This window comes from Paeniglutamicibacter sp. GQ140 (assembly GCF_059759235.1).
In genome coordinates this window covers 1-25,133 of record NZ_JCAXDW010000008.1, presented here as the reverse complement: position 1 = coordinate 25,133, position 25,133 = coordinate 1, and the positions used below count along the sequence as shown (strand labels likewise).

General features: G+C 63.3%; 24 protein-coding genes. 14 read left to right on the top strand and 10 right to left on the bottom strand.

Annotated elements, in window-relative coordinates:
- Positions 1–35: 35 nt before the first annotated feature.
- Entirely contained in the window at positions 36–458 is a 423-nt protein-coding gene (locus tag AC6CHY_RS12450) for a hypothetical protein (protein ID WP_498226921.1), read from the bottom strand.
- A gap of 387 nt (positions 459–845) precedes the next feature.
- On the opposite strand from AC6CHY_RS12450, the gene AC6CHY_RS12445 reads away from it, so the two are divergent.
- Positions 846–2,222 (top strand): exodeoxyribonuclease VII large subunit, encoded by a 1,377-nt coding sequence (locus AC6CHY_RS12445; protein ID WP_498226920.1) that lies wholly within the window; start codon positions 846–848, stop codon positions 2,220–2,222.
- Positions 2,223–2,285: 63 nt separating this feature from the next.
- Here AC6CHY_RS12445 and AC6CHY_RS12440 read toward each other — a convergent pair whose 3' ends face one another.
- A complete protein-coding gene (locus AC6CHY_RS12440; protein WP_498226919.1) occupies positions 2,286–3,041 on the bottom strand; it encodes an SOS response-associated peptidase in 756 nt (251 codons plus the stop codon).
- Between the two features lie 35 nt (positions 3,042–3,076).
- Between AC6CHY_RS12440 and AC6CHY_RS12435 the strand changes: the two genes are divergently transcribed.
- From AC6CHY_RS12435 to AC6CHY_RS12425, 3 genes are all read left to right on the top strand, one after another.
- Positions 3,077–3,349 carry a glutaredoxin domain-containing protein gene (locus AC6CHY_RS12435; RefSeq protein WP_498226918.1) on the top strand — a complete coding sequence of 91 codons (273 nt, stop codon included), beginning with the start codon at positions 3,077–3,079 and terminating at the stop codon, positions 3,347–3,349.
- 113 nt (positions 3,350–3,462) lie between these two features.
- On the top strand, positions 3,463–4,548 hold the full coding sequence (locus AC6CHY_RS12430; RefSeq protein ID WP_498226917.1) for an S-(hydroxymethyl)mycothiol dehydrogenase: 1,086 nt from the start codon (positions 3,463–3,465) through the stop codon (positions 4,546–4,548).
- Positions 4,548–5,177: an MBL fold metallo-hydrolase gene (locus AC6CHY_RS12425; RefSeq protein ID WP_498226915.1), complete on the top strand. Its 630-nt coding sequence runs from the start codon at positions 4,548–4,550 to the stop codon at positions 5,175–5,177. Before AC6CHY_RS12430 ends, AC6CHY_RS12425 begins: the two co-directional genes overlap by 1 nt.
- A 69-nt stretch (positions 5,178–5,246) precedes the next feature.
- Here AC6CHY_RS12425 and AC6CHY_RS12420 read toward each other — a convergent pair whose 3' ends face one another.
- Positions 5,247–6,368 (bottom strand): zinc-binding dehydrogenase, encoded by a 1,122-nt coding sequence (locus tag AC6CHY_RS12420; protein WP_217388270.1) that lies wholly within the window; start codon positions 6,366–6,368, stop codon positions 5,247–5,249.
- A 281-nt stretch (positions 6,369–6,649) separates the two neighbouring features.
- On the opposite strand from AC6CHY_RS12420, the gene AC6CHY_RS12415 reads away from it, so the two are divergent.
- Positions 6,650–6,937, top strand: coding sequence for a hypothetical protein (locus AC6CHY_RS12415; protein ID WP_217387843.1), 288 nt, complete (start codon positions 6,650–6,652; stop codon positions 6,935–6,937).
- 9 nt (positions 6,938–6,946) lie between these two features.
- On the opposite strand, the gene AC6CHY_RS12410 is transcribed toward AC6CHY_RS12415, so the two are convergent.
- Positions 6,947–7,684: a lipoate--protein ligase family protein gene (locus AC6CHY_RS12410; RefSeq protein WP_498226914.1), complete on the bottom strand. Its 738-nt coding sequence runs from the start codon at positions 7,682–7,684 to the stop codon at positions 6,947–6,949.
- Positions 7,685–7,721: 37 nt separating this feature from the next.
- Here AC6CHY_RS12410 and AC6CHY_RS12405 point away from each other — a divergent pair, with 37 nt between their 5' ends.
- Both AC6CHY_RS12405 and AC6CHY_RS12400 read left to right on the top strand, forming a co-directional pair.
- Complete coding sequence (locus tag AC6CHY_RS12405) at positions 7,722–8,327, top strand: uridine kinase family protein (protein ID WP_498226912.1); 606 nt, start codon at positions 7,722–7,724, stop codon at positions 8,325–8,327.
- 102 nt (positions 8,328–8,429) lie between these two features.
- Complete coding sequence (locus tag AC6CHY_RS12400; RefSeq protein WP_217387840.1) at positions 8,430–9,026, top strand: hypothetical protein; 597 nt, start codon at positions 8,430–8,432, stop codon at positions 9,024–9,026.
- Here AC6CHY_RS12400 and AC6CHY_RS12395 read toward each other — a convergent pair.
- Complete coding sequence (locus AC6CHY_RS12395; protein ID WP_498226911.1) at positions 8,995–9,825, bottom strand: thioesterase family protein; 831 nt, start codon at positions 9,823–9,825, stop codon at positions 8,995–8,997. The genes AC6CHY_RS12400 and AC6CHY_RS12395 overlap by 32 nt on opposite strands.
- 189 nt (positions 9,826–10,014) lie before the next feature.
- Here AC6CHY_RS12395 and poxB point away from each other — a divergent pair, with 189 nt between their 5' ends.
- Positions 10,015–11,739, top strand: coding sequence for a ubiquinone-dependent pyruvate dehydrogenase (gene poxB / locus AC6CHY_RS12390; protein WP_498226910.1), 1,725 nt, complete (start codon positions 10,015–10,017; stop codon positions 11,737–11,739).
- Here the strand turns inward: poxB and AC6CHY_RS12385 are convergent.
- On the bottom strand, positions 11,736–12,695 hold the full coding sequence (locus AC6CHY_RS12385) for an NAD(P)/FAD-dependent oxidoreductase (RefSeq protein ID WP_498226909.1): 960 nt from the start codon (positions 12,693–12,695) through the stop codon (positions 11,736–11,738). The two genes, poxB and AC6CHY_RS12385, sit on opposite strands and share 4 nt — an antisense overlap.
- Positions 12,696–12,807: 112 nt before the next feature.
- Between AC6CHY_RS12385 and AC6CHY_RS12380 the strand changes: the two genes are divergently transcribed.
- Positions 12,808–13,410 carry a helix-turn-helix domain-containing protein gene (locus AC6CHY_RS12380; protein WP_217387836.1) on the top strand — a complete coding sequence of 201 codons (603 nt, stop codon included), beginning with the start codon at positions 12,808–12,810 and terminating at the stop codon, positions 13,408–13,410.
- A 68-nt stretch (positions 13,411–13,478) separates the two neighbouring features.
- Here the strand turns inward: AC6CHY_RS12380 and AC6CHY_RS12375 are convergent, their stop codons facing one another.
- Positions 13,479–14,114: a dihydrofolate reductase family protein gene (locus tag AC6CHY_RS12375; protein WP_498226908.1), complete on the bottom strand. Its 636-nt coding sequence runs from the start codon at positions 14,112–14,114 to the stop codon at positions 13,479–13,481.
- Positions 14,115–14,878: 764 nt separating this feature from the next.
- On the opposite strand from AC6CHY_RS12375, the gene AC6CHY_RS12370 reads away from it, so the two are divergent.
- Positions 14,879–15,277: a nuclear transport factor 2 family protein gene (locus AC6CHY_RS12370; protein WP_498226906.1), complete on the top strand. Its 399-nt coding sequence runs from the start codon at positions 14,879–14,881 to the stop codon at positions 15,275–15,277.
- A gap of 227 nt (positions 15,278–15,504) precedes the next feature.
- On the opposite strand, the gene AC6CHY_RS12365 is transcribed toward AC6CHY_RS12370, so the two are convergent.
- Both AC6CHY_RS12365 and AC6CHY_RS12360 read right to left on the bottom strand, forming a co-directional pair.
- Positions 15,505–16,113, bottom strand: coding sequence for a GNAT family N-acetyltransferase (locus tag AC6CHY_RS12365; RefSeq protein ID WP_498226905.1), 609 nt, complete (start codon positions 16,111–16,113; stop codon positions 15,505–15,507).
- Entirely contained in the window at positions 16,110–18,257 is a 2,148-nt protein-coding gene (locus tag AC6CHY_RS12360; RefSeq protein ID WP_498226904.1) for a penicillin acylase family protein, read from the bottom strand. The genes AC6CHY_RS12365 and AC6CHY_RS12360 overlap by 4 nt, the downstream gene beginning before the upstream one ends.
- A gap of 869 nt (positions 18,258–19,126) precedes the next feature.
- On the opposite strand from AC6CHY_RS12360, the gene AC6CHY_RS12355 reads away from it, so the two are divergent.
- The 4 genes from AC6CHY_RS12355 (at position 19,127) to AC6CHY_RS12340 (ending at position 23,550) form a co-directional block, all read left to right on the top strand.
- Positions 19,127–19,927, top strand: coding sequence for a hypothetical protein (locus AC6CHY_RS12355; RefSeq protein WP_498226903.1), 801 nt, complete (start codon positions 19,127–19,129; stop codon positions 19,925–19,927).
- A 190-nt stretch (positions 19,928–20,117) separates the two neighbouring features.
- Positions 20,118–20,846, top strand: coding sequence for a hypothetical protein (locus AC6CHY_RS12350; protein ID WP_498226902.1), 729 nt, complete (start codon positions 20,118–20,120; stop codon positions 20,844–20,846).
- 175 nt (positions 20,847–21,021) lie between these two features.
- Positions 21,022–21,594: a hypothetical protein gene (locus AC6CHY_RS12345; RefSeq protein ID WP_498226901.1), complete on the top strand. Its 573-nt coding sequence runs from the start codon at positions 21,022–21,024 to the stop codon at positions 21,592–21,594.
- A gap of 792 nt (positions 21,595–22,386) precedes the next feature.
- Positions 22,387–23,550, top strand: a complete 1,164-nt coding sequence (locus tag AC6CHY_RS12340; protein ID WP_498226900.1) for a hypothetical protein — start codon at positions 22,387–22,389, stop codon at positions 23,548–23,550.
- 119 nt (positions 23,551–23,669) lie between these two features.
- Here AC6CHY_RS12340 and AC6CHY_RS12335 read toward each other — a convergent pair whose 3' ends face one another.
- On the bottom strand, positions 23,670–24,854 hold the full coding sequence (locus tag AC6CHY_RS12335; protein WP_498226899.1) for a hypothetical protein: 1,185 nt from the start codon (positions 24,852–24,854) through the stop codon (positions 23,670–23,672).
- Positions 24,855–25,133 lie beyond the last annotated feature (279 nt).

Sequence of the window (25,133 nt, the reverse complement as noted above, 5' to 3'; positions counted from 1 at the left end):
CCCTGGCAACCTTTCGGCGCCGATCACGTGCGCGGCTATGTCTGGAGCTCGCACACCCCGTTGGACACCGCGTCCGTCAGCGCTTCGAAGACCAGCTGGTCCAAGACGTCGAAGTGGTTCTCCAGGTAGCCGATGGCTTGGCTCTCCTTGCCCGAACCCAGCAGGGCCGGAACCGAGTTACCGTTTTCGTTGGCCCATGCGGCAGCCGAGCTTTCGGAGATGTTGGTGTTCAGGTAAATCAGGGGCACATGCGAGATGCCCTCGGCCTCCATCCACGGCTCCAGGTAGGGGACGAAATCGATCTTGCCCTCGCAGTCCGGGGCGATCTCCGCAATGACGAACCGGTCCGCAATGACATCCAGCGGGATCCACCGGTCCTGCTTCAGTTGCTGTGCGTAGGCAGCATCACTCCACTGCTTCTTGAAGCAATCGTGCGCCAGTGCCGCCGGGGCCGCCACGACCGAAAGCAACGCAACCGCCCCGGCTGCGGCTGCGGCCCGGACCCCCCCAAGTCTTGATACCCATTTGCCGATTCCTCTTCCGTTGGTGGTACGTACCCTTCGCACCGATACGCCCAAGTCTTCTCCCGGGACCCGGCATGTGCCATACGCATTTGCACGTAGCCGGTTGGCCGAGAGGTCAGCGAATCCGCGACGGTCCAGCACCTGTACTGCGTCGGCGTGGGCCCGCGAGACCTGTCCCGTCTGCAATATCGTCAGGACATCAGGACTGCAGATAAGCCATGATCCACTGGTTCAGGAATGCCCAATTGACATGTCGGGGCTCTAGCCTCAATCGGACACTCACAACCAACAATGTCTGCAACCCGGTGAAAGGATCCGGCAATGACGCGTTCAACAGGATTCCCGATAGAAACTATCTCCGCAGGAGCCCTCAGCCGGAAGATTGAGGCTGCTTGTTCCAAGCAGCGGTACTGGGTGACCGGAGAGTGTAAGAACGCCTGGAAGAGCTCTAATTCCGTGTGGAGTTTCGACTTGGTTACCAAGGAATCGAGCCGTGGCCAGAGCGAAGAGATATTCATCATCCCCTGCCAGATTCGGCACTCTGACGCGATCAATATTGATGGTTACCTTCGTTCTCGAGGTTCATCACTAGCCGCGGCGTTAGACAACGGCATGAGTCTGAAAGTGCAGGGCGAAACCGACATATGGCGCAATTCGCTGAAACTTCATGTTTCGCTCATCCGTCCCGAGTTTCGTCGGACTGGCAAATTGCACCGTGAAGAGTTACAGAGATTAGCTGATTTTGCCAGAAGCTATCCGAGCAATCCTCGTGCCGGACTTCCGCGAAACGAGGTCCATTGGAACTCTGACCGAGGGCTTCCCGTTCCCGCCGACAAGCTTGAAGGCGTGACGGTCATCGGGCCAGAGCGTTCCCAAGGGAGGAACGACTTGCGGTTTGAATTGAAAGGCAAATACAACCGCCCTCGCAACGTCGATTACCAAAGCATCAACTGGCATCGCGAAGGCGCATTGGCGCATTTCAGCCAACTCGTCCGGGCCGCAAAGGAGGAAGGCCATGGGCTGGTGGCGCTTGTCCGCGGCGGCGGTCACTGGTTGGGGATGCAGGCCTTCGAAAGCAGGGAACTTGCCGACCTCATCATGACTGCAGAGGTGCCGGTGGTAACAGCGGTCGGCCATGCCGAAGACGTTTCACTGGCAGATAGGGCCGCTGCAGCTTCGTTCATCACGCCCAGTGCCGTTGCAGCAGCAATCACCACGACCTTCAAGGCCCAGAAGTCCAAGGCACATAAGGCCCGTGACGAACAAGCAGCCGCGCGAGCACAGAAAAGACAACACGAGGACTCGCGGATGATCGCGGACCTCCAAACCGAGCTTGCCGAAGCTAAAAGATCCATGGGCGCATTACACCGCAGATTAACGGAGCAAGAAAACCAGCACATTCATGCGCTACTGGACATGGCCCGGCGACGGGTCCGGGGATATTCCCGACTGGCCACTGGTCTCGCGGTCGGATTGGCAGTTTCCGTATTTTTCGGCACCAGCGCGTGGCTCGAATTTTTCGGAGTGGAACCGACGCTTCCAGCGGTTCTGGCAACCCGGTGTACGGCAATTATCGCGGCCTGGATCATCACGTGGAGGCTCGAGGTTTCACGCGAGAAGATCAAGTGGCCCGCCCGAGACCCCCTGCGCAGGCCACCCACGGAATCGGAATGGATGGCCGAGATCAAGAAAGTTTAGGACCATCCGCCGACTGCGGCACCTTCAGCGGCACCTGCCGCCGGGACTCAAGGACGCCAAAGCCTAGAACAGGCCCGAGTGCGCCTCGATGAGCTCTGGTCCGTCGTTGCGCACGTTGCCCACCGCCGCATCGACCTCGCGGAGTTCCCAGCCCGATGCCACCTCATCCGCGCCGGCGCGAACCATCTCCACCAGCTCGTCGGCGTTCCTGTTTTCCGGGTCCAGCCATTCGGCCAGCGAATCCTTGGCCAATGGGAGCGGCAACCTGTCGTGCAGCCCGTGCAGTTCCCGAAGGACCGGCACGTTCGCATCGGGCTCCGGGGACGGGCCGGTGAGGATTGTGGTCGAGAGCAGCCATTGTTCAGGGTCCCCGTCCTCCTTGGCCGGGTCCTTCCACCATTCGTAGAGCCCGGCAAAGAAGATCAGCGAGTCGTCGGCAGGATGCACGTAGAACGGGCGTTTCTTGGCCTTGGGAGTGTCCCCGGCGAGCCATTCGTAGTAGCCCTCCGCCGGCACGGCGCAGCGCCGGGCCTTGACGGCGGAGCGGAACGTGGGCTTCTCAATGACCGTCTCGCTGCGGGCGTTGAAGGCCCGCACGCCAACGGCGGCGTCTTTCGCCCAGGAGGGAACCAGCCCCCACTTGGCCACGTGAACCTGACGGCGCACCGTTCCCTCGACGAGCCGTTCGAGCACGATCGGCACGTCGGTGGTGGGGGCAACATTCCAGGATTGCCGCAGTTCCAGGTTCGCGTCGGCCTCGGCCTCCGCCTCCGCCACCAGGTCGCCGATTGCCTTGGCCATCACATATCGTCCGCACATGAAATAAGACTCTCACGTCCGTGGTTACATGAGGTATGAGTGAAAATGAAAAACTTGCCCCGTACATTCCCGATGCCGGCGCTGTCACGATGTTCACCACCTCGTGGTGCGGCTACTGCCGCAACCTCAAGCGCCTCATGGATGCCAAGGGGATCGGCTACACCGAGGTTAACATCGAGGAAGTCGAGGGAACCGCCGAGCTGGTGGAGGCCTTCAACGGCGGGAACCAGACCGTCCCGACCTTGATCTTCCCGGACGGAACCTCCGCAACAAACCCGCGGATTGAGGAAGTCCTCGAGCGCGTCTAGTCAGGCTGTGCTTGGATGGAGGGGTGCCACTTGCCGAAAGGCAGGCGGCACCCCTTCCACCTTAAAGTTTTTGTCGCGCGCGTGCGCGACCGCCCCGCAAGAATTGGAGTGACATGTCACAAAAAGTCCAGGCCGTAATCGTCCGCGCCAAGGATGCCCCCGTCGAGACGGTGACCATCATTGTTCCCGACCCCGCCGCGGGCGAGGCAGTGGTTGACATCCTCACCTGCGGCGTCTGCCACACCGACCTGCACTACAAGCTCGGCGGCATCGGCAACGACTACCCGTACCTGTTGGGCCACGAGGCCACCGGCGTGGTCTCCAAGATCGGCGAGGGCGTCAGCAACGTCGCGGTCGGCGACCGGGTCATCCTGAACTGGCGCGCGGTCTGCGGCCAGTGCCGCGCCTGCGCCAAGGGCACCCCGCAGTACTGCTTCAACACCGCCAACGCCTCGCAGAAGATGACCCTGGAGGACGGCACCGAGCTTTCGCCGGCCCTGGGCATTGGCGCGTTCGCCGAGAAGACCCTGGTCGCCGCCGGGCAGTGCACCAAGGTCGATGAGGACGTCGACCCGGCCGCCGTGGGCCTGCTGGGCTGCGGGGTCATGGCCGGCATCGGCGCGGCCATGAACACCGGCGAGGTCAAGCGCGGCGAGTCCGTCGCGGTCATCGGTTGCGGCGGGGTCGGCATCGCCGCGATCGCCGGGGCGAAGCTGGCCGGGGCCACCACCATCGTCGCGGTGGACATCGACGACGACAAGCTGGCCATGGCCACCAAGATGGGCGCCACGCACACCGTGAACTCCAAGACCAGTGACGCCGTCGAGGGCATCAAGGCCGTCACCGGCGGCTTCGGCGCCGACGTGGTCATCGAGGCCGTGGGCCGCCCGGAAACCTACAAGCAGGCGTTCTACGCCCGCGACCTGGCCGGCCGCGTGGTGCTCGTGGGGGTCCCGACCCCGGAGATGAAGCTGGAGCTGCCGCTGCTGGATGTCTTCGGCCACGGCGGGTCGCTGAAGTCCTCCTGGTACGGCGACTGCCTGCCGTCCCGCGACTTCCCGATGCTGGTCGAGCAGTACAAGCTCGGCCGACTGGACCTTGACGCGTTCGTCTCCGAGCGCATCGGGCTCGACGACGTGGAGGCGGCCTTCACCAAGATGGGCGAGGGCAAGGTCCTGCGCTCGGTGGTGGAACTCTAATGCCGGCACAGATCGAAAACCTCGTCACCTCCGGCACCTTCTCCCTGGACGGGGGCACCTGGGACGTGGACAACAACGTGTGGATCATCGGGAACGAGGACGAGGTCTTCGTGATCGACCCGGCCCACGAGCCGTCCAAGATCAAGGAAGCCGTCGGCAACCGCGCGGTCAAGGCCGTGCTGCTGACCCACGGGCACGACGACCACATCCGCTACGCCCGCGCGTTCGCCGACCTGGTCCAGGCGCCGATCCACCTGAACCCGGCCGACGCGATGCTCTGGGAAGCCATCTTCCCGGGCACCGCCGCTGACGCGGAAATCAAGGACGGGGACACCTTCGAGGTTGCCGGGACCACCCTGGTGGCCCTGCACACCCCCGGGCACTCCCCCGGATCGACCTGCTTCTACGCCGAGTCCCTGGGAACCCTGTTCTCCGGCGACACGCTGTTCAACGGCGGACCGGGCGCGACCGGGCGCAGCTACTCGAGCTTCGAGACGATCATCGACTCGATCCGCGAACGCCTGCTCACCCTGCCCGGTGCCACCGTGGTGAACACCGGACACGGGGATGCCACCACCATCGGGGCCGAGGCCCCGAACCTGGATGAATGGATCAAGCGCGGGCACTAGCCGCACGCGCAGCTCCCCGGGTGGGCGGCAAGTGAACGGGAAACCGTTCCCTTGCCGCCCACACCCTTTTCAGGGCTTGAGCAGCCGGCGGATGACCCTGCCCCCGGCCAGCGCGTCCAGGGCCTGGTTGATCTCCCCCAGCGGCCGGGTGTCGCTGTGCAGCAGGTGGACCGGGAGCCTGCCCTCGCGCCAGGCCCCGACGAAGAAGGCGATGTCCTCCGCCGGCCGGGCGTCCCCCATGTAGGAGCCCAGCAGGCGCTTGCCCGCCCCGGCGAAGGAAAGCGCCGGCACCGTGAGTTCGGCTTCCGGGTGCGGCAGTCCCACGCAGACCACCGCCCCTCCGCGGGTCAGCACTTCAAGCGCCTCGCCAATCACCCGGGCCGAGCCCGATGCCTCGATCGCCACGTCGGCCCCGTCGCCGGTGGCCGCCGCAACCAGCTCCCGCGCCTGTTCGGGCGTGCCCGCGGCGGTGGCCCCTGCCGCCAGCGCGAGTTCGTGCTTGGCCGTGTTGGGGTCGATGGCAATGATGCTGCCGGCACCGGCAAGCACCGCGCCCATGATCGCCGCCAACCCCACGGCGCCCAGCCCGTAGACGACCACCGACTGGCCCGCCTCCAGCTTCGCGGTGTGCCGAATGGCCCCGATGCCCGTGAGCACCGCGCACCCGAACATGGCCGCCACCTCGTCGGGCACGTCCTCATCGACCGGCACGACGGATTCCGCTGCCACGACCGCGTGGTCGGCAAAGGCCGAGACCCCCAGGTGGTGGTTGACCCGCTCCCCGCCGGCCCCGCGCAGCAGCGCCGGCCCATGGAGCAGGTCACCGGAGGCGTTGCTCGCCGCGGCCCTGTGGCACAGTGCCGGGCGCCCTGCCGCGCAGGCGCGGCAATCGCCGCAGCTTGGCACGAAGACCAGCACGACCTTGGCGCCGATTTCCAGGTGTCCCACGCCCTCGCCCAGCGAGGCGATCCGTCCGACCGCCTCATGGCCCAGGGCCATGGGCAGCGGGCGGGGCCGGGACCCGTTGATGACCGAAAGGTCCGAGTGGCACAGCGAGGAGTAGACGATGTCCACGCCGACCTCCCCGGCGCGCGGGAGCTGCGTGGGCAGCTCCTCGATGGACAGCGGCAGGCTTTGGGCATAGCTGCCGCTTCCGTCCCCCGGCAGTTCGCGCAGGATGGCCGCGCGCATCAGGCGTTCCATCCGTTCTCCAGGGCGGGGGTGTCCGCGGCGCGCGGCGGACAATGGGCGGGTGCCGGCGTTTGGGCCATGACAGGTACCTCCGGGGATCGGGCAAGGCTCGGTGCAATAGGGACGAGTATTGCCCGCTCCGGCGCGCGGCGCAATGCACACCCCTGCACACGGCGTGTGCGCGCCGCGGGGCAGGTCCCACGGCGGCCCGGCAACGGCAGGCACCCCGTAAACCCGTACCCACCACCACTTTCAGCTTTGCCACGTGGCATACTCATCCCATGGACGATCCCAGGCACCCGCGGAAGCATCCCCGGCGCGGGGCGGCGGCGCTCGCCGGAACCATTGCCCTGCTCGCGCTGGTTGCGGGCGTCGCGACATTGGCCGCGGGCAGCGGAGAAAAGGCAGACTTCGGCTGGTTCGCCTATGCGCCCCTTTCCGCGGGTGCCTTCGCCCCGGGGATGCTCTTTCTCGGCCCGCTGCAGATCACCGGCTGGCTGCTCGTCGTCCTGGCCGCCTGCGCCGCCGCATTCTGGGCGGGCCTGGCCGTGGGCAGGCGATCCCGATGAATCCCGGGGCTACGCCCGGACCAGCTCCGCATGCACTGCGTATTCCGCCAGCAGGTCGTCAATGAACGCCTCGGTTGTGTAGCCGGGCAGCAGGTCGTCGGCGGCGCCTACCGTGGCCGGATCCATCGGGATGCCCATGGCCAGGTAGACGTCGTCCAACAGCGCGCGGATGGGTGCCGAATCCTCTATCACAAACACGCTGGAAAACAGCCACGCCCCGGACACCACGCGCTGCGCGGTGCCCACCAGCTTCACCTCGTTCCGTGTCCGGGAGGCCGCACCCGGCACCCCGTGGACGCTGAATTCCCCGGCGCAGTATTCCCCTGCGATTTCCCCCACCCGGGCGTCGATGCCTCCGCGGCGCAGGGCGTCGGCATAAAGCGCGCCCAGCGCCTTGAACCGGTGCTGGTGGCCCATCATGGCCTCGGCTGCGGGCTCCACGTGGTCGACAATCACCGTGCCGCGGTGGTACGCGGCGGCGCGCCCCCCGGCCTTGCGAACCACCGGGGCAAAGCCGTGTTCCAGGGACCTCGCCACGGCCAGCGCGTAGCCGGCCAGGCGCACGTCGCGTTGTCCGAAGGCCAGGGTCGGATCGGGCCGGTAGATGCGCAGCGTCGCCGGCGCCTCTCCGTTGCGCACCGCACCCAACAGCTCGATCCCGGCCCCCAGGTCGGCCTCCGGGTCCCCCGAGGCATCCTCGATCCGCACGTGCAGCGGGTGGTCGGCATCGGGATTCCAAAGACTCATGGGGACGATTCTAGGTCCGGATGCGCGGCAGTGAATAATGGATGTCGTGCCGAAACAACATTCCCCCCTGATCTTGCTGGGAGGGGCCTCCGGATCCGGAAAGTCCTACCTGGCCCACCGCTTCGGCCGACCCCATGTGGAACTCGACAACTTCTACCGCGAGATCTCCGAGCACACCCCCGAAACGCCGCTGCCGCAGACCGGCTACGGCGAAATCGACTGGGACCACGCCGGGACGTGGAACTGCGCGCTGGCCGTCGACGCCCTGGTCGAATTGCTCGAAAGCGGCGCGACAGAGGTCCCGAACTATTCGATCAGCACCTCCAGCTATGACTCGATGCGCCGGATCGAGCTCAACGGCGGCCCGCTGGTCGCCGAGGGAATCTTCGTTTCCGAGATCCTGGCCCCGCTGCAGCGCCTGGGGGTTCCGGTGCGGGCGTACTACATCGAGGTTTCGCCCCTGGGCACAGCGATCCGGCGGCTCGTGCGCGATGTGCGGGAGCGGCGCAAGCCGCTGCCGTTCCTGCTCAAGCGCGGATACGCGCTGTTCCGCGCCGACCGCGAGATCCGTGCCCGGCACCTGGCGGCCGGCTTCGCCCCGGTGGGCAAGCGGGCGCTGAAGGCGATGCTGGCCGCCGCCTGAGCCGGTTCACCCCTGCCCCTTGACCTCCGTTGCGGATCGGGCTGGAATGGAGCAGGAGGCCCGGCAGGTCGCGATGCCGGGCCGGTGACCCGGAGGTGGCGCATGCTGGTTCCAACACTTGGCCTGCTTGCCCTGGCCGTGGGCATCGGCACGACCTGGCTCATGGCCTCCGGCCCCACCGTGGAGCGGGATCCCGATGCCAGGTTTTGGTACGGTTTCTGCGGGTTCTGCGTGCTTGCACCGTTGGTGCTGGGGGCCGTCCTGCTGGACCCGTGGGCCGGGGCCGGCATGCTCGCGGCGCTGGCCTGCACCGGCTTGGCCGCCTGCGGCTATCTGCGCCGCGCCGCCGTCCTCCGGGCGGAGGCTGACGCCCGCTCCCGGGTGGCAGCCGAACACTTGGCCCTTGAGGAGCGCCACGACCGGGTGCTCCGGGCGTGGGGCCGCTACGAGCTGGACCCGGCCGCGGCCATCGAGAACCCGGGGATGAACGACGTGCGCGTCCCGGAGACGGGCGAGCTGGCAAGGGCCCTGGCCCGGGCCGAGCGACTGCGTCGCAACCCGCCGGATCCGGGCCCCGGGAGCACCGCGGCCGGATACGGGCACGCGGTCGCCGAACTCGAATCCGCATTCCGGCGGGCCGAGCAGCGCCTCGGCCGGGCCCCGTCGGCTACAGTCCGGCCGGCGCCGGGCGCACGGTGAGGATCTGCTCGCTGCGCCCGAAGGGCCCGTGCACATCGTGCAGCACCGCGCTGGTCAGCCCGATGCCGTCGGTTCCGTAGGTCTGCTGGGCCTCGATGCCGAGCCACTGCCCCGCGGGCTTGCGGTGCATGTGGATCTGCAGGTCCACGTTCGGGAACATCCACGACTCGGGCCCCGGCTCCACGCGCGGCGCCACGCCGTTGGCGGTGTCGACCATCCCCAGCAGCCTGACCAGGTCGGAGGTGTGCGTGCCGGCCACCATTTCGAAGTCGTTGCGCATCCACACCACGCCCTTGCCCGGCCGGTGCCCGTCGGCGCCGCGGAATTCCAGGCCCTCGATGTACCCGCCGGGCCATGGCGACATGCCCTCGAAGGTCACCAGTTCCTCGGGGTGGACGACGCCGGCGTCCTCGGTGGCCGCCACCGCTGAGCTGTCCAGGGTCAACAGGCGCCAGCCGCGGGCGACGATGCAGGTGCGGCCCTGCGACACCATCTCCGCCTCGATGAGTTCGATGGTGCGGCCGGGGCGGATCATCCGCGTGGTGATCTCAAATTCCCCGCCGTGGATGATGCCGTGGATGTCCAGCGACACCCGGGCCATGCGCATGTCGGGCCGCGGGGCGAAAAGCTCCAGGGCGTGCACCAGCACCCCGGTGGCCGGGGCCATGTGCTGCTCGTGCGGATTCCAGGCGCCCTGGGCGTGCACCGTGGAGCGGTAGGTGCCCACGCCGGTCGGAAGGTAGTAGAAGTCTCCCACCGCGAGTTCCGGAAGATTATGTTCGGCCGCCGTTTGCGTCATGGTTCCCATTCCTTCGTTCCCGTGGCACTCCTGCCACCGTGTATCCGGGACCCAGCTTAGCGAGCAATGCGACCCGGGCCACAATTCAGCCGCGGAATCACCCGGTGACCAGCAAAAACCCTTGGCGGGCCGAGAGGCCCCGGCGTAGGGTGGGGAACAATCGTCCCGACCCGCCAGGAAGAGATACCGATGCCCACTGTCGCCGAAACCATGATCGCCACCCTCAAGGCCAACGGAGTCCAGCGGATCTACGGGGTGGCGGGTGACTCGCTCAACGGCCTCACCGACGCGATGCGCAAGGACGGGTCGATCGCCTGGCTCCCGGTGCGGCACGAGGAAACCGCCGCCTTCGCCGCCGGCGCCGAGGCGGAAATGACCGGCAGGCTCACGGTCTGCGCCGGAAGCTGCGGACCGGGAAACCTGCATCTGGTCAACGGGCTCTACGACGCCAACCGCAACCGCGTCCCGGTACTGGCCATCGCCGCGCACATCCCCACTTCCGAGATCGGCAGCAACTACTTCCAGGAAACCCATCCGGCCGAGCTCTTCCGCGAGGCCAGCGTGTTCTGCGAGACGGTCTCCGCCCCCGAGCAGATGCCGCGCCTGCTGGAGATCGCCATGCGCACGGCCATCGAGCGGCGCGGGGTCGCGGTGCTGGTCATCCCCGGGGACGTCGCCCTGGCCGAGGCGAAGGGCACGCGCGTCTCGGTGCTCAACGCCAGCCGCTCCGCCGTCCTGCCCCATGCCGAGGACCTGGCCCGGGCGGCAGGCCTGCTCAACGCCGCCAAGCGGGTCACCATCCTGGCCGGCGCCGGCGTGGCAGGGGCCCACGCGCAGGTGGTGAACATTGCCGGGGTGCTGGGCGCCCCGGTGGTGCACGCGCTGCGCGGCAAGGAGCACATCGAGTATGACAACCCCTACGACGTCGGGATGACTGGCCTGCTCGGCTTCGCCTCCGGGTACCGGGCCATGGACGCCGCCGACACCATCCTGCTGCTCGGCACCGACTTCCCCTACCAGCAGTTCTACCCGCAGGACGCGAAAATCATCCAGGTCGATGTGCGCGGGGAACAGCTGGGCCGGCGCACCAAGATCGACGCGGGGCTGGTCGGCACCGTTGCCGACACCCTGGAGGTGCTGGCACCGCTGCTGGAGCGCAAGGCCGACACCACGCACCTGCAGGACGCGCAGAAGCACTACCGCAAGACCCGCGAGAAGCTCGACGACCTGGCCACCCCCGCGCGCAAGGGCGCGAAGATCCACCCGCAATACCTGGCCCGCACGCTGGACGAGCTGGCTGACGACGACGCGGTCTTCCTGGCCGATGTCGGCTCCCCGGTGGTCTGGGCGGCCCGCTACCTCACCATGAACGGGCGGCGCAGGCTGCTGGGATCCTTCAACCACGGCACCATGGCCAACTCAATCCCGCAGGCCATCGGGGTCCAGGCCTCGAACCCGGGCAGGCAGGTGGTGACCCTTTCGGGCGACGGCGGGCTGGCCATGCTGCTGGGCGATTTGCTCACCCTGGTCCAGTCGAAGCTGCCGGTGAAGATCGTGGTCTTCAACAACTCGTCACTGAACTTCGTGGAACTCGAGATGAAGGCGGCCGGGTTCGTCACCTTCGCCACCGACCTGTCCAACCCCAACTTCGCCGACGTCGCCACGGCCATGGGCATCCGCGGGTTCCGGGTGGAAAAGTCGAAGGACCTGCCCAACGCCCTGCGCGACGCCCTGGCCCATGACGGTCCCGCCCTCATCGACGTGGTGACGGATCGCCAGGAACTCTCGATGCCCCCGGCCATCACGGCCGAGCAGGCGAAGGGCTTTGCGCTCTACGCCGTCCGCACCGTGATGTCGGGAAAGGGCGACGAGCTGCTGGACCTTGCGTCCACCAACTGGCGCCAGCTCTTCTAGACGACGGCACGGGCTCGCAAGGCAGCCACCGCCGCGTCGGTCTCCTCCTGGATGAGGTCGGCGTTGACCATCGCCCCAACGCGCAGCCCGTCGGCGGCGGCCATCATCACCTGCGCCATGGGGTCCCGCGTGTTCCCTGCCGCCCACAGCCCCGGGATCTCGGTCTTGCCGGTCTCGTCGGCGGCCACGTGCGTGCCGATGCCCGAGGGGTGCGCCGTTGCCTGCAGGCCAACGCCCGCCAGGGCCGCGATCCCCGCCGTGAAGCGCGGCATGACGACCAGGGCATCGACTGCCTGCTCGCCACCGTCCCGGAAGGCCAAGTGGGTCAGGTGCGTCTCGTTGCCGCGCACCGCGGTGATTTCCTGCGCCACGATTCCGATGCCGCGAGCCTCCAGCTTTTCGCGCTCCAGCGGATCGAATTCCCGCCCCGGAGCGGTGTACAACGTGACGCGATCGCTCAACTGCCTGAACATCAGGGCCTGGTGGACGGCAAAGGGGCTGTCCAGTACGGCAATGTCCCTGTCCCTGACCTCCCAGCCGTGGCAGTAAGGACAGTGCAGCGCGTTCTTGCCCCAGTATGCCGTCAATCCCGCAACCTCCGGAAGCTGGTCGCTGACACCCGAGGCGAGGATGATGCGGCGGGCGGCAAGCCACCGCCCGCCCTCCAGCTCGATTCCGAAGCCGGCGTCGTCGCGGCGCGTTGCCGTGGCCCGGGCGTTGCGGAATTCGACGCCGTAGCCCTCCGCCTCTGCCCGGCCGAGGGCAAGTAGCTCACGTGGCGGCAGTCCGTCGCGCGTGAGGAAGTTGTGCACTCCTTCGGCCGGGGCGTTGCGCGGTTCCCCCGCATCGATGACGACGACGCTGCGGCGGGAGCGTCCCAGCGCCTGGGCTGCGGCCAGTCCCGCCGCTCCCCCGCCGATGATGGCCACGTCGAATGTATCCGGCGTCGTGTTCATGGTTCATGCTCCTTGGATCGTCTTTTCACCGGGGAAATCCGGTGCACCACCCAGCATGGATCCATCTCCCAACATCTGGCAATCATTTTTGCCGGTATGGCAAAATGGGACCATGGAACAAGACCTGGACAGCACCCTCGCGCAAGTCGGACCCCGGCTGCGCAGCCTGCGGAACGGCAGCAACTTCACCCTGCAGGAGCTCTCGGCGCAGACAGGCATTTCGGTCAGCACCCTGTCCCGACTGGAATCCGGCCAGCGCAGACCCACCCTGGAACAACTCTTGCCACTGGCGCGCGCCCACGGTGTGCCCTTGGACGACTTGGTGGGAGCTCCTGCCACCGGGGACCCGCGCATCCACATCAGGCCCATCGTCCGCCACGGCATGACCATCCTGCCGCTGAGCCGCGGGACCGGCGGCGGGCTCCAGGCATTCAAGCACGTGATCCCGGCCGGCAAAACCATTGCCGACCCGCCGCTGGCGACCCACGAGGGCTATGAATGGCTCTATGTCCTGAAGGGGAACCTGAGACTGCGGCTCGGGGACCACGACCTGGTGCTCCCGGCCGGCGAGGCGGCCGAATTCGATACGCACACCCCGCACTGGTTTGGGCTGGCGGACGGGCAGGGCGTGGAGTTCCTCAGCCTCTTTGGGCCGCAAGGCGAACGCATGCATGTTCGGGCCAGGCCAACCCGGAAGAATCCCGCGGCTTCCTAGCACACCCGGCACATGGGGCTGCCCTGCCAGCCGACCTCTTCCAAAAAGGCAGACTCACTAGGATGGGCTCACTTCGGTGCGGTGCCCGGCGGACCGTTGAGCACGGTGGGGACGTATTCGAGCAGCTGGAGCCGTCCGTCGAAGGTTCTGCTGTCCACCATTTCGAGGGCCACGTCCGGATACCCGTCGTAGATGCGTTCGTTGCCGGTCCTGCCCGTGATCACGGGGAAAACGACTATCCGGAAGCGGTCCACGAGTCCCGCGGTCAGTAGCGACCGGCTCAGGCTGAGGCTCCCGAGGGTGCTCATCGGACCGTTGCCGCTCCGCTTCATCTCGGCCACGGCCTCGACCGCATCCCCGCTCACCAGCCTCGAATTCGGCCAGCTCAGGGGCCCCCGAAGGGACGAGGAAAAGACGACTTTGGGCACGTCGGCAAGGCCCGTCAGACTGGCGGCTTCGGTCTCGGAGAATCCGGAATCCGCGGCCGCCGCCTCCGCCGACATGGCGGACATCAACCGGTAGGTGTTCGCGCCGAGGAGGTAGGTGTGCTGCCTCTGCCCTTCCCGCTCGAGCCACGCGAGGTATTCCGGCGCCTCAAGGCCCCACCAGCCGGGCCATCCCTCGGCCGAGGCGTACCCGTCCAGGGAAATGATCAGGTCCACCATCAGCTCCGCCGACGACGCCCCTGCCGTAGTCTCGCCCATGATGTTCTCCCCGATCCGATCGACGTAGCCCTCTGCCGGTCCCCTGTCCCGAGGACGGCCAGTTCGTTTTCGGGCCTCACCGGCACCCGGACAATCGGGTGCCCCGCCGGTGCCCGTGCCAGCAATGCTAGGCCCGGTCCCAGTGGAGTTCAAGGGGCCGGCGAGACTCATGAAAAGTGCTCGCAGATTAGAGGGACCGAATTGACTCATGAAAGGATTTCACGTGCCTGGACGCGTTGCCTCATGGCAAAAGGTCGGGGTGACCTAGGGCGCGGAGAACCTCGAGGGAATGGCGCTGACGACGCGCCACCGCAAGGCCGTCACGGTGGTCATGTCCCTGGCGTGCCCGGACACGCGGGCGGAGAAGGACCGAACCCCGGATGACCTTGAAAGTTCATAGGTTTGAACCGGGATGAGGCACGGGGGCGATGCCTAGGGACTTGGAGAAGCGACCTGCGTTCACTCAGCAGGCTCGGGTGCCGGTTTGTGGCCAGTGAAGGCAAATCATGGTCGGACACGCGCACGCTGGCCGCGACCGGGACCACGTCCCTGCACCCGGACCTGGCCGAGCCGAAGAGCCGCTGTGGATCCCTGGTGTGCCGGCAAATTAAGTTTCCACTCCCCTATCCGGACGGTGCCGCCCGGGGCCGCCGGCATGTTCCCGGTGCTTGTCTCCGCAAAACCGGCACGCCGGATGTGCCTTTCCTTCATCCCGCCCGCCCCGGTTTGTTGCCTGCCGTGTATGGCGGGCCCATACTGTGCACATGGAAACCGACAATCTTGCAGCGTTCCAACTTCTCCTCGACCGATGGGCCGAAGCCATAGTCGCCAACGATGCAACACGGATCGGGTCCTTCGCCGAACCGGACTGGACGATGGTCACTCCCGAAGGGGGTCCGGGAAAACGGGAGGGGTTCCTTGCGGCCGTCGAGTCGGGGAACCTTACCCACTCCGAGATGTCCTTCGAGGTCCTCGAGGCCAGGGTCTATGGCGACGTGGCGGTGGTGCTGGCCCACGGCACCAACAAGGGCCGGTGGCAAGGAGAGCCGTTCGCTGCCGACGAGTGGGTGACGGAAACCTTCGTCCGCCGGCCTTCCGGATGGCTTTGCGCCTTCTCGGCCTTGACCCCGAATTACGCGGCAGCCGCGTCGACGATGGGCTAGTCGTCGAGGTGCCCCAGCTACCCGCGGCGGCCTCGGCCATGGCATTGAGAAACCAGCTCCGCCAACCATCCCGGCGGCCAGCGACACGACCTTCAACGGGGCAGTGACGCCCTAGTCGACCGGCCCGCCCGGCGCGCCAGCCATGAGGGGGGGCCGTGCTGCCGGCCGACAGGAGATTCGAAAACCGGCCCGTGAACGTCGTATCTGCATCGGCCACGGATCGAGGCTCAGCGCGTACGCAACCTTTCCGTGCGCCCAAAGCGTTCCCGCGTCAGGTAGGCCAACTGCGCTTCCTTCTCCGCCAGCTGGATCTTGGGCCCAAGCTCAAAGCACGTGGCCCCCAGCCGGCGCACCGCCTTGTCATTCCGGGCATCGGGCTCCACCACGATCCGGTCGATGGCGGGGTCGGAGAACATGAAATTGATCAGCGAGGTGGCCAGCCGCGACGTGAAATTCGGGACGGGCCGGGTGGCCGGTGCCAGCAGCAGGTGCATCCCGATGTCCTCAACCCGGGCCGGGTAGGCCTCCCCCACGGGATCATGCAGTGGCTCGTAGGTCTGGAAGAGGGCCACCGGCTCGCCATCGAGCAGCACCAGGAACGCGTGGTGCGTCTGAAGCGACTCGAGGAACTGGTAGACCTCCAGGACGTCGCTGCGGGAGTATTCAGTCATACCCCAGTACCGGGCACGATCCTGCGTGACCCAGCCGTGGATGAGGTCGAGGTCGCCCTCCGGGGACAGCGGCACGACCCGTACCGTCCCCCAGGATTCGAGGTCCTCGGTGTAGAGGGCGGCGCGAAGGACGAGGTCCTGGGCCGTTGTGGGGGTGGTTTTCATGGGGTCCTTCCGGATGGGGGTTCCGTGGCAAGAGCGGGGTCTTTGACCAGCAGGTTCCAGTCCGTGATGACCGGAACGAGGCCGCCGGCCGCCCAGAGCGGCAGTTGGTCGGAAAAATGGGGGCGTTCGGGGTTGCCGTCCGCGCCGAACGGGACGACCCAGCGGGAATTCGCGCGGTCCGCCAGGTCCCAGACGTAGCGGGCCACCGGTCCGCGGAAGCTGCGGTCCTCGACGCCGGGCAGGGACTCGGTGGAGAGCACGCAGCCGGTGTCGCCGGAGAGGGCCGTGGCCGGGACGCGGGCCGCGAGCCGGCCGGGAAGCTCGTGCACGGCCAGAAGCGTGTGGCGCCCACCCCAGCTTTCCTCCGGCCCGGCGGCGGCCTCGACCAGGGCGGCCGCTGCCTCCGCGCCCGTGTCGATCCCCAGCTCGGTGCCGCGAAGCAGCAGGGTCTCAATGGCGAAGCCCACCCGGGAGGCCACCGAAAGCCACGGCCCGAACAGCGGCGAATACCCGTGCACTGCGGCCAGGGGTTCCAGGGCCGGGTGCCGGGAAATCCTGCGGACCAGGGCCGAGCGCCATGCGGCGAACGCCCCTGCGTCGGCACTGCCGGCGGCCATGTGGCCGTCCCATGCGAGGATGCGGGCGCGGAGCCGGGCGGCGCCGGGCGCCAGCGTCCCGGCATCGAGCGATCCCAGCAGGGCACGGAAGGCGGGCAGCGAACCGAGCAGGGTGTCCGAGTGGATGGCCTGCATGTCCGCCACGGTGAGGGGTTCGGCATCGGCGGTCTCCAGGAGTTCGCGGATCCGCCGGGCGCGGTGGGCGGGAGCGAATTCCATTCCGACGGGGTCCCCGCCTCCCGCTTCGCGGTCGTTGGCGCTCACCGCGAAACGGTCCACCCCGGTCCTCGGCAGCTGCACATAGCTGCCGTCCCAGGCATGTTCGGCCGAGGCTGCAGGCACCGGCACGCGCCGGTTCTCGTGGTTTCGCCGCGGCACCAGCCCGGCAAGGAAGTGCCGCACGGTTCCTTCGGTGTCCGCAGCGAGAACGCTGTTTACCGGCTCCACCCACCGTTCCAAGGCCGTCTCCACGTCGGCGACGCGGCGGCTGCGCAACAGCGGCAGCAGTGCCTCAAAACCCAGCCGCTCCTCGACCCGGGCCGGTATCCGCAGGCTCAACGCGCCGCCGTCGAGTCCCCCGGCGACGACCGGTCCGCGGGCGGTCTCGATTACCTCCACGTCCTCGGATGCCCCTCCGCGGACCAGGATCGTCTCGACGCTCGCGACGGCGGATTCCCAGCCCAGGGGGCCGTACGCCTGGATGCCGCCGTCAGCGCTCCGGCGCAGCTCTTCCTCGAAGAGGTCCTGGTAATCGGCCATGGCGTTGGTGATGGCCCAGGCGGTGTGGCCGGTGTGGCCGAAGTGCGGCAGGCCCGGGACGCCGGGGAAGGCGAAGCCGATGGCGTCGAACTCGGGGCAGGACAGGTGAATCTGCTGGTAGACCCCGGGCAGTTCCAGGATCCGGTGCGGGTCCCCGGCGATCAGCGGCGACCCGCCTGCGGTGGCCGACCCGTGGGCGGCCCAGGCGTTGCTGCCGGACCATACGGGGGCCTCGATACTGAACAGGGCGACGGCCTCGGGTCCAAGGGTCCGGGCGACATGGGCTCGGAAGAGCTTGTTCGGGAACGTGGAGAAGAGGATGTGCTGGACGAGGAACACGCCCAGCGGGGTCCACGGATTCCACCGTGCAGGAGCGGTGCCGGACTGATCGAATTCTGGCCCGCCGCGCAGGCCCGCGTGGAGTGCCTGATTGATGCCGTCCACGTAGCCGGTGCACCAGCGCTGCGTGTCGGCGTCGAGGGCCTCGAAGCAGCGGCGCGCGGTGTCCTCGAGCCGGCACTGGCGGGAGAATCGGTCCCACGGCACGCCGTCGGCGCCCAGCATTTCGGCGGTTCGCCCCTCGGAGCGCCAGCGTTCCAGCTCGATTTGCCAGGAGCGGTCGGTGGCGGCGTTCAGGCCCTGCAGATGCGCCAGCTGGTCTGCGGAATCGGCCCGCAGGTGCGGGATCCCCCAGCCATCGCGGTAGGTGCCCGAGCCGGGGACATTGCCGGAGGTGGGGTTGCCGGGGCTGGCGGGGGCAGGCGTCATGGTCACAGGGGCGCTCTCGAACTTAGGTTAGGCTTACTTAAGTCAAAGATAGGTGACCTGGGGCGCGTTCTCAAAACCGGGGCTCTACGTGAAGGACTGTTGCATAGAACGCGGGTGGCAAGGCATTGCATTGGAGCTCACACTCACCGGCCGCGATCGCAGGTCACCGCCGAGACTTCCTGCGCCCGCAGGTGCGCGAGGGCAAGCTCGAGGAACGGCACTTCACCGTCCAATCGTTAACCACGAAACCGCTGGCGTCCCGATAGGAACGTCAGCGGTTTCGCCACCTAACTTGAAAATCACCGAGGGCGCCGACTTCACCGTTGTTGTGAGATTCCACGGTACTTGGCAATTTTCCAGCTACTTGTCACCCCAAAATTCGCGGATGTTGCCATACGAGCATCTTCCGAATTTTCCAAACTAGTTGGCATCTTTTTCTGGGAAATGGCGTAGTTTGCGACATCGTGCACCTCAGATTTCCACGCGATCGGATCCAAGGGATCGCTACCCGATTTATGTAGGCCGATTCCTTTTACTTCAAATTGCCAACAGTCTGCAGAGCTTTTACGACTTGGGCATTCGCTTCAGCACATAGCTGCCCATGGGCTGAACTACGAATTGCTTCGGTTTGAAGTAATTCACGACGAGAACACTTTGAAAGCTCGCCAATCCACCCAGACTGAATAGCTCACCTGTGTATCGATGAATTACCCCGGTTAATCACCGAGGCTTTTAGTACGCCAGCCAGTACATCCCGAACTGGCCTATCTCATGCCCAAAAAGGAAGGAGGTCAGAGTGGACGCCTCCTGGTCAACGCATCAGACCTGACAAGCTCAGCGAAACACCAGCCACCTCATAGGATTAACGAATGATCTCCGCAGACATAATAAAGTGCACCATCCCCTCCGCAGACGCGCTGAAGTCCTATGAACTATTCTGTGACGTGGCATACCCTGTGGCGTCAGCGGATTCCCAGACTCTGGCAGCTTGGGTGGGTGTAGTAGTTACCGCCATCGCACTTTTGTTCGCAAGGGGCGCATGGAATGAAGCCAGGAATTCAAACGACATCGCAATCTCCCAGCTAGAAAAGTCCGTCAAAGGCGTCAAAGATCAAATCGATGCGCAACGTAAGACCACACTCGAGCAGATGCAACTTGAACAACTTGGCAATTACTGCGAGACGCTGATCTGGTTTGTGAACCATGCCAGACATATTTCAGACGAGTTGCAAGATGAATTGGAATCCAACGACTTCGGGCGTATCTCAGCGGCTCGTAAGGCCGCAAACCTTGATATGGAGAGCCGGAAACGCGAAGTCACGACTAGATGGATGTCATGGAGCATGTACCTCATTGCCGATGATCCACAACTAAGAGACGCTACAAACAACCACTTGACGAGCTGCGCGGCAAAAGCGGTCGACCTGCTGACTCAAGAGATCGACCGCCTTGAGGATTGCGGAAACCATCCCGGGAATCTGGCCCCAGCACTGGCAAACACCGTCATCTCAGCGAATCTGGAAAACCTCTTCTCTGAAACGGGAAGCATGGTGGCTAACCTGCAATTAGTCATGTTGCGAGGTCCCCAATGGAAGGCCTACCGCGACAACATAATCGAGAAGTACCCGAATGAGGATGAGGAAGGTGAAGACCCGCCGACCACGGACTGATTAGCTTCACCAAAGGCCGCCTTCGAGCGGTTTTCTTTTACCCAACCCAGAACATCGCGTACTAGATTTTTCATGCCAAAACATGAGAACAACGTGACCCTCACCCTCGACGCACCAGGAACCATCGGGCCAATACCCGCTACCCAAGGTTAGGGGCGGCTTTAACCCAGCCACCTCATAGGATTGACACATGATCCTCGCAGAAACCTTAAAATGCACCGTGCCATCACCAAATGCGGTGAAGGATGCAGTCATATACTGCGTAACTGGCGCGACCAACATGGCCGAAATTTGGTCGTCCGTTGGAACGGTAGTAGCAGCGCTGGCGACAGCTGCCGCCGTGATCGTTGCACTGCATGAGAGCCGAAAGGCAACTAGGATTGCCCGAGAGTCTGAGCAAAATACAATCCGGCGCGAAATGGAGCACACACAACTAACGCTTGCGTTCCCAACTCTCCAGAATCGTCTGCGCGACGTTGCCGCTCACTGGATGGACGGTCAATTCGATATGGTTCGAGAAACCAATCAACTAATCTCAGACGCGGCCTACTATGTGATGTTCCTAGAGCCAAAGCACAAAGACATGTCGAATGAGATCAGGAATTTTGTGGGCGAAGTTCAAGGCGTAGCGGTTTTCATGAACCACGTAGTCAACAAAAAAATACCCCACATGAGGAACTTCACGGACGCTCAGAAGAAGGCATGGAGGGACGTTGAAGTCCTCCAGAAGGAACTTGGCGAACAACTGACCTTGTACACGACTTCGATTGCGACCCACCTGATGTACTGGCATACAACCCCGGATAAACGAGATGACTGCCTTCGATCGCTTAGGGTTTTCCATGCCGAGTTCAGGGCGGCATTCGCGGATTTACTCTCGCAAGATTTGAGGTCAGGGGCCGAGGGCGACTGGGAGTAGGCCATGCGCAAAATCAGCCCCGACCAAACCCCATCCGGCAGGTCAGCAACCGCCACAAGGTGGGCGTGACAACACCGCAAACCAATGCCGTGTTCAACCGCGTGCTCGGGGACTACGGCACCATCACTCACCAAGCGCCCGAGATTATCGAACGCAACCCCAATAGAATGGATGGATGATCCTCGCAGAAACGTCAGAGACTACTTCATACGTATTGTCTTCAATTTCAGGTCTCATTCCGGGGCTAATCGGTCTGCTGGGCGTTTTCGTCGGCGGGATTATCAATGTGGTCCTTTCCTCCAAGCGCTACAAACAAGAAGAGAAACGCGAAATTAGATCTGCAGTTTCAAGCTTCACGACAGCGGTCAAGGACTTCGAGTCAACGATCGAACGTCATCGCCTGACAAAGGAACACTTTGGAATGCCCACCCAGCATCAAATGGACTTGCTCAACGCAATTGTTGGAGACATATTTGCGTCAAAAGATAAATGTGACTCACTGGTAATGGCCGTTGTTGCATGCAGTGACTACCGAGTTTCTGAGTACGCAAAAACCGTGCACCACGATGTTCAACGACACGCGAAGGCCTTTAATCAGAAGGAGCTAGGAGTCGCTGGAGATGACGTTCCGCTTACCTCACTGACCTACCACGCAAACATATTGCTTGGTCAGGTGTCGCCCCGTGAAAAGGAAACCATCAAGAGCTTTCGCTCGCCTGGTGAATCGAAGGCAAGCTTCACCTCGTGAAGTTGAATCTGGAAAGCATGTGAATTTACTGACGACGTAGTTGCCCAGCCATAACCCCTACCAGCCTCGGCTAATCATGCCACCGTTTTGTGGGCGGCAGCGTCGGATAACGAGCCTGATTTTTCATCATCGTGACTTTTCGCGAATTCCTCCGGGGTCCGATAGCCCAAGGAGGAATGCAGGCGTGCGTTGTGGTACAAACGGACCCATTCGAAAACCACGTCAACTACGTCGAATTCGGTCTTAAGCGCACCGGCATGGAACGGTAAGTCCCTGACCCCGGCGGTGATCGTGCCGCCCACAAAACGGCGGCATGATTCGGAGACGGTTCAATTGGCGGTAATGGAAACCCTGCAATGAGGTAAACGCGGTTGAGCATGTAAAGGTGCGACCGCGGAAAGCGCCAGGCTGCAACGGAACCCCTACGGCGAATCAAAAGAGCGGCCCCAACGTGGTGCAGCGGCAGCAGACCACGATCCGGCCGGCTTCGACTAGCGAAACCACGTTGCACGTGATCACCCGGCCCTTGGTCGCAAACGAGGACGCCGCGCGGGAGGTATTCCACCGATTCAACGAGAGCGAGTTGGGCTGCCTGGGTCCCACCTAGGTGGAAGCCTTCCAAGCCTGCCCACCGGTGGTTGGGAAGAGATTAATGTGTAGACGGTCACCACCCGCCCCAAGAAACCGGGGAGCCAAATGGCGTTCCGTTCGATCAATTAGGGTAGAACCAGATTGAAGCCAATATTGAACCCTACTTTTGAAGAGGACTGTGTGCCTGAACTACCTCATTTAATGAGCCTAGAAGCAGAACTTGCTTCGCTAGAGGACCAAGCTCGAAATTACGCAAAGAGATTGGATGACGACGAGGTCGCAGTCAATCGAATTGATGAGTTGGTCCCCCCACTTGTTGAATACTTCGCACTTGAACCTGCTGAGGTCTACTTGAATAAGATTCAACTCGTACAGAAGCTCCACTCCACAGGCTTTGCCGAGATACCGAGTCCGGAGAACCAAACTCAGGAGATTCAATTCCACGCGCTTTGTAACTCGTCAGCTAGATTTCTAGGTGACTACGAAGTGCATGTCACGGGCAATGACACGGACGGATGGCATGTACGGAAGAGCTATGCCCTTGCTCGATCTGAGTTAACTGAAGACTCGGTGGGACAGTTTCGCAGCGAATGGACAATAGAGATCCAAACACAATTGGCAGCCATCAACAAGGAAATCTCCATTCATCGGGAGCGTCTCTCCGATCAAATGGGCATAATTCTAGAGAACCGCAAAATTCCTCTCATCATGATCCGCAAAGGGGCTCAGAAAGAGAACATCCAACTTACACCGCTGGACCGCCAATTGCAGATACCATTGACTCCCAAATCTCTATCTTTGGAGTCAATTGCGAAACGAGCGAAGTCCGGTGAGTCCGAATACGTATTGGGTGAAAACATTGCTGACTCGCTGGTCGCCACGATGCGATCCTTCGCGAAGGCTCTGGAACGTCAGCGCAAAGTTGCCGACCGCATGCTCGTCGAAGATGAAGAATCTCTTCGGGACATGTTGCTTTTTATTCTGAATGCGCAATGGCAAGGGCTGGTCACAGGAGAAACTTTCGTGGGTGACGGTAAAACCGACATCCTATTGCGCTGGAACAATTTGAATGCGTTCATCGGAGAGTGCAAGATATGGTCGGGTTCCAAGGCTTTCAGCGCAGCTGTGGACCAATTATTGAGTTACGTGGTTTGGAGTGACACTCGGGCCGGTCTCATTTTATTCATTCGGGATATTGAAGACGTTCAAGGAATTATTGACAAGGCCCGTTCGTGCATCATGGGTCACAAAAATTTCTTGTCTTTGGAGAACGCCCAAGATGAATTTGTTCTGAGTTCCAGGGATGATGAAAATAGACGGATTCGCATTTCATTGATTGCAGTAAGTATTCCAAAGTTTAGCTAATGCCCTTCTTCCTTAGAAAACTCTATGTCCTTGCGGCACTTCAAAGCGGTCTGGGCCGGAGCATTTGCCTTGCCCCGAACTCACCTTCACTCGAGCTTCGCGGCGCTGAGGAGGGCGCCCTATCCAGAAAAGGGGATGATGATCGGATCGCTTCCACCAAGCTCGCTCTGGATAAGGTCATCGACCCATTCAGGAACCGATTTGAATGTCTTGATCAGGTCAGAGGAAATGCCTAGGGCCTCCAGAGAGCTGCATACGCCAGCCGGAAACGGGTCAACGACGTCGACCTGCTTCACTGCACCGACTCCGCTCAGCGTGTGCTCAAGCATGCTTGCAGTTGTTAGATCAGTCATCGGGACCGAATAGCCCACAATAGAGACTCGCTCGGCATCCGCCAGCGAATTTGCGGCGTCTCGCCAAAGATGCCTAGTTACGGGATTTTTGTAGAAGGGTGACTTCGACGATACCGGGGGGATGATGAAGGGAGATCGACCCGTGGGTCTGAGGTCAGGGTCCCATTCGTGATCCCGTGACTGTTCACCCCAAAACTGAGGTCCAAAGGATCCGATGGTGGCACCCGATTCGTCCCCTGAAACCCACCAAGCATCTACTGACCCGTGCAGCTTTGTCAGACGTATGGACGGTTCCTTCACAAAGGATTCCTCCGGTACTCCTCGCAGCGGAGCTACGTACAAGGGTGGAATTCGGTCTCCGCGAAATTGAGGTTTCACGGGCAATGGATACGTTTTGCCTGGTCCCAAGTCGTCATTTAGAACTCTGCACAGCGCCTGTTCAAGCAGTGTGTCGTAGTTGAAAGTAATAACATCTGACCGCGTGCTGTGGAGAAAACGGACAAACGTTCGTAGCCAGTCAGGCATTTCCTCGCTTGTGACCTCATACTGCCGATCAATCAAGACGGACTGAATAACGGCGGTGGCAGAATGAAAGTCTACGGTGCCGAGCGCATTGCGCAGATCGTCCAAATATGGTTGCGGTTCTGCTATCTTCGAAAGCCACCTCTCAAGGTCTACTCCTGATTTGATCTCAGGAATACGCGCATACTCGACTGGATCCATATCTGGTCTGCGGATTTCACGTCCCAAATCCAAGGTGAGTGGCATAAGGTCAGAAATGGCTCGGGAAAAACCGGCACCCAAAACGACAGTGATCATGTCATTCATCATGCCATTGACTGTTGGACAGGATGGTAATGATTTCCTTTGCATCAGTCCTACATCAATAGCTCCCGAAAATCCGGGACGGGCGTACACCGCGCTGGCGACGATAAATTCAAGTTCTTTCAATCCCTCATCTGGGAAAAGTTCAAGAAGTTAGCGAAGAGGTTGTCACCAGTGAGTATCAAAGTTCTCCATCCAGCCTGATGGCTTGCCAGTTCTGTCAACAATCCCAGCCGCGAGCTTCCCGCAATGGCCGGGCCACTCGAAGTGTTCAGTGTTTTTCCGATGGGTACTCCGCTAATTATCGAAACTAGTTCAACAACGGAGTCACCAACACCGCTTTAGCTCCGCCAGTAGAAAGGTAAGAACTTCTCAGAATCTAGAGACCGCTCACTTAGGCCGGCA

Bases quoted from the DNA above. Each gene is read 5' to 3' on its own strand.
- poxB (WP_498226910.1), top strand. From the start codon at position 10,015: ATGCCCACTGTCGCCGAAACCATGATCGCCACCCTCAAGGCCAACGGA.
- AC6CHY_RS12405 (WP_498226912.1), top strand. From the start codon at position 7,722: ATGGATGTCGTGCCGAAACAACATTCCCCCCTGATCTTGCTGGGAGGG.
- AC6CHY_RS12430 (WP_498226917.1), top strand. From the start codon at position 3,463: ATGTCACAAAAAGTCCAGGCCGTAATCGTCCGCGCCAAGGATGCCCCC.
- AC6CHY_RS12360 (WP_498226904.1), bottom strand. From the start codon at position 18,257: ATGACGCCTGCCCCCGCCAGCCCCGGCAACCCCACCTCCGGCAATGTC.
- AC6CHY_RS12400 (WP_217387840.1), top strand. From the start codon at position 8,430: ATGCTGGTTCCAACACTTGGCCTGCTTGCCCTGGCCGTGGGCATCGGC.
- AC6CHY_RS12445 (WP_498226920.1), top strand. From the start codon at position 846: ATGACGCGTTCAACAGGATTCCCGATAGAAACTATCTCCGCAGGAGCC.
- AC6CHY_RS12340 (WP_498226900.1), top strand. From the start codon at position 22,387: ATGAGCCTAGAAGCAGAACTTGCTTCGCTAGAGGACCAAGCTCGAAAT.
- AC6CHY_RS12420 (WP_217388270.1), bottom strand. From the start codon at position 6,368: ATGCGCGCGGCCATCCTGCGCGAACTGCCGGGGGACGGAAGCGGCAGC.
- AC6CHY_RS12435 (WP_498226918.1), top strand. From the start codon at position 3,077: ATGAGTGAAAATGAAAAACTTGCCCCGTACATTCCCGATGCCGGCGCT.
- AC6CHY_RS12385 (WP_498226909.1), bottom strand. From the start codon at position 12,695: ATGAACACGACGCCGGATACATTCGACGTGGCCATCATCGGCGGGGGA.
- AC6CHY_RS12375 (WP_498226908.1), bottom strand. From the start codon at position 14,114: ATGGGCGAGACTACGGCAGGGGCGTCGTCGGCGGAGCTGATGGTGGAC.
- AC6CHY_RS12415 (WP_217387843.1), top strand. From the start codon at position 6,650: ATGGACGATCCCAGGCACCCGCGGAAGCATCCCCGGCGCGGGGCGGCG.
- AC6CHY_RS12440 (WP_498226919.1), bottom strand. From the start codon at position 3,041: ATGTGCGGACGATATGTGATGGCCAAGGCAATCGGCGACCTGGTGGCG.
- AC6CHY_RS12370 (WP_498226906.1), top strand. From the start codon at position 14,879: ATGGAAACCGACAATCTTGCAGCGTTCCAACTTCTCCTCGACCGATGG.
- AC6CHY_RS12395 (WP_498226911.1), bottom strand. From the start codon at position 9,825: ATGACGCAAACGGCGGCCGAACATAATCTTCCGGAACTCGCGGTGGGA.
- AC6CHY_RS12350 (WP_498226902.1), top strand. From the start codon at position 20,118: ATGATCCTCGCAGAAACCTTAAAATGCACCGTGCCATCACCAAATGCG.
- AC6CHY_RS12345 (WP_498226901.1), top strand. From the start codon at position 21,022: ATGATCCTCGCAGAAACGTCAGAGACTACTTCATACGTATTGTCTTCA.
- AC6CHY_RS12425 (WP_498226915.1), top strand. From the start codon at position 4,548: ATGCCGGCACAGATCGAAAACCTCGTCACCTCCGGCACCTTCTCCCTG.
- AC6CHY_RS12365 (WP_498226905.1), bottom strand. From the start codon at position 16,113: ATGAAAACCACCCCCACAACGGCCCAGGACCTCGTCCTTCGCGCCGCC.
- AC6CHY_RS12355 (WP_498226903.1), top strand. From the start codon at position 19,127: ATGATCTCCGCAGACATAATAAAGTGCACCATCCCCTCCGCAGACGCG.
- AC6CHY_RS12410 (WP_498226914.1), bottom strand. From the start codon at position 7,684: ATGAGTCTTTGGAATCCCGATGCCGACCACCCGCTGCACGTGCGGATC.
- AC6CHY_RS12380 (WP_217387836.1), top strand. From the start codon at position 12,808: ATGGAACAAGACCTGGACAGCACCCTCGCGCAAGTCGGACCCCGGCTG.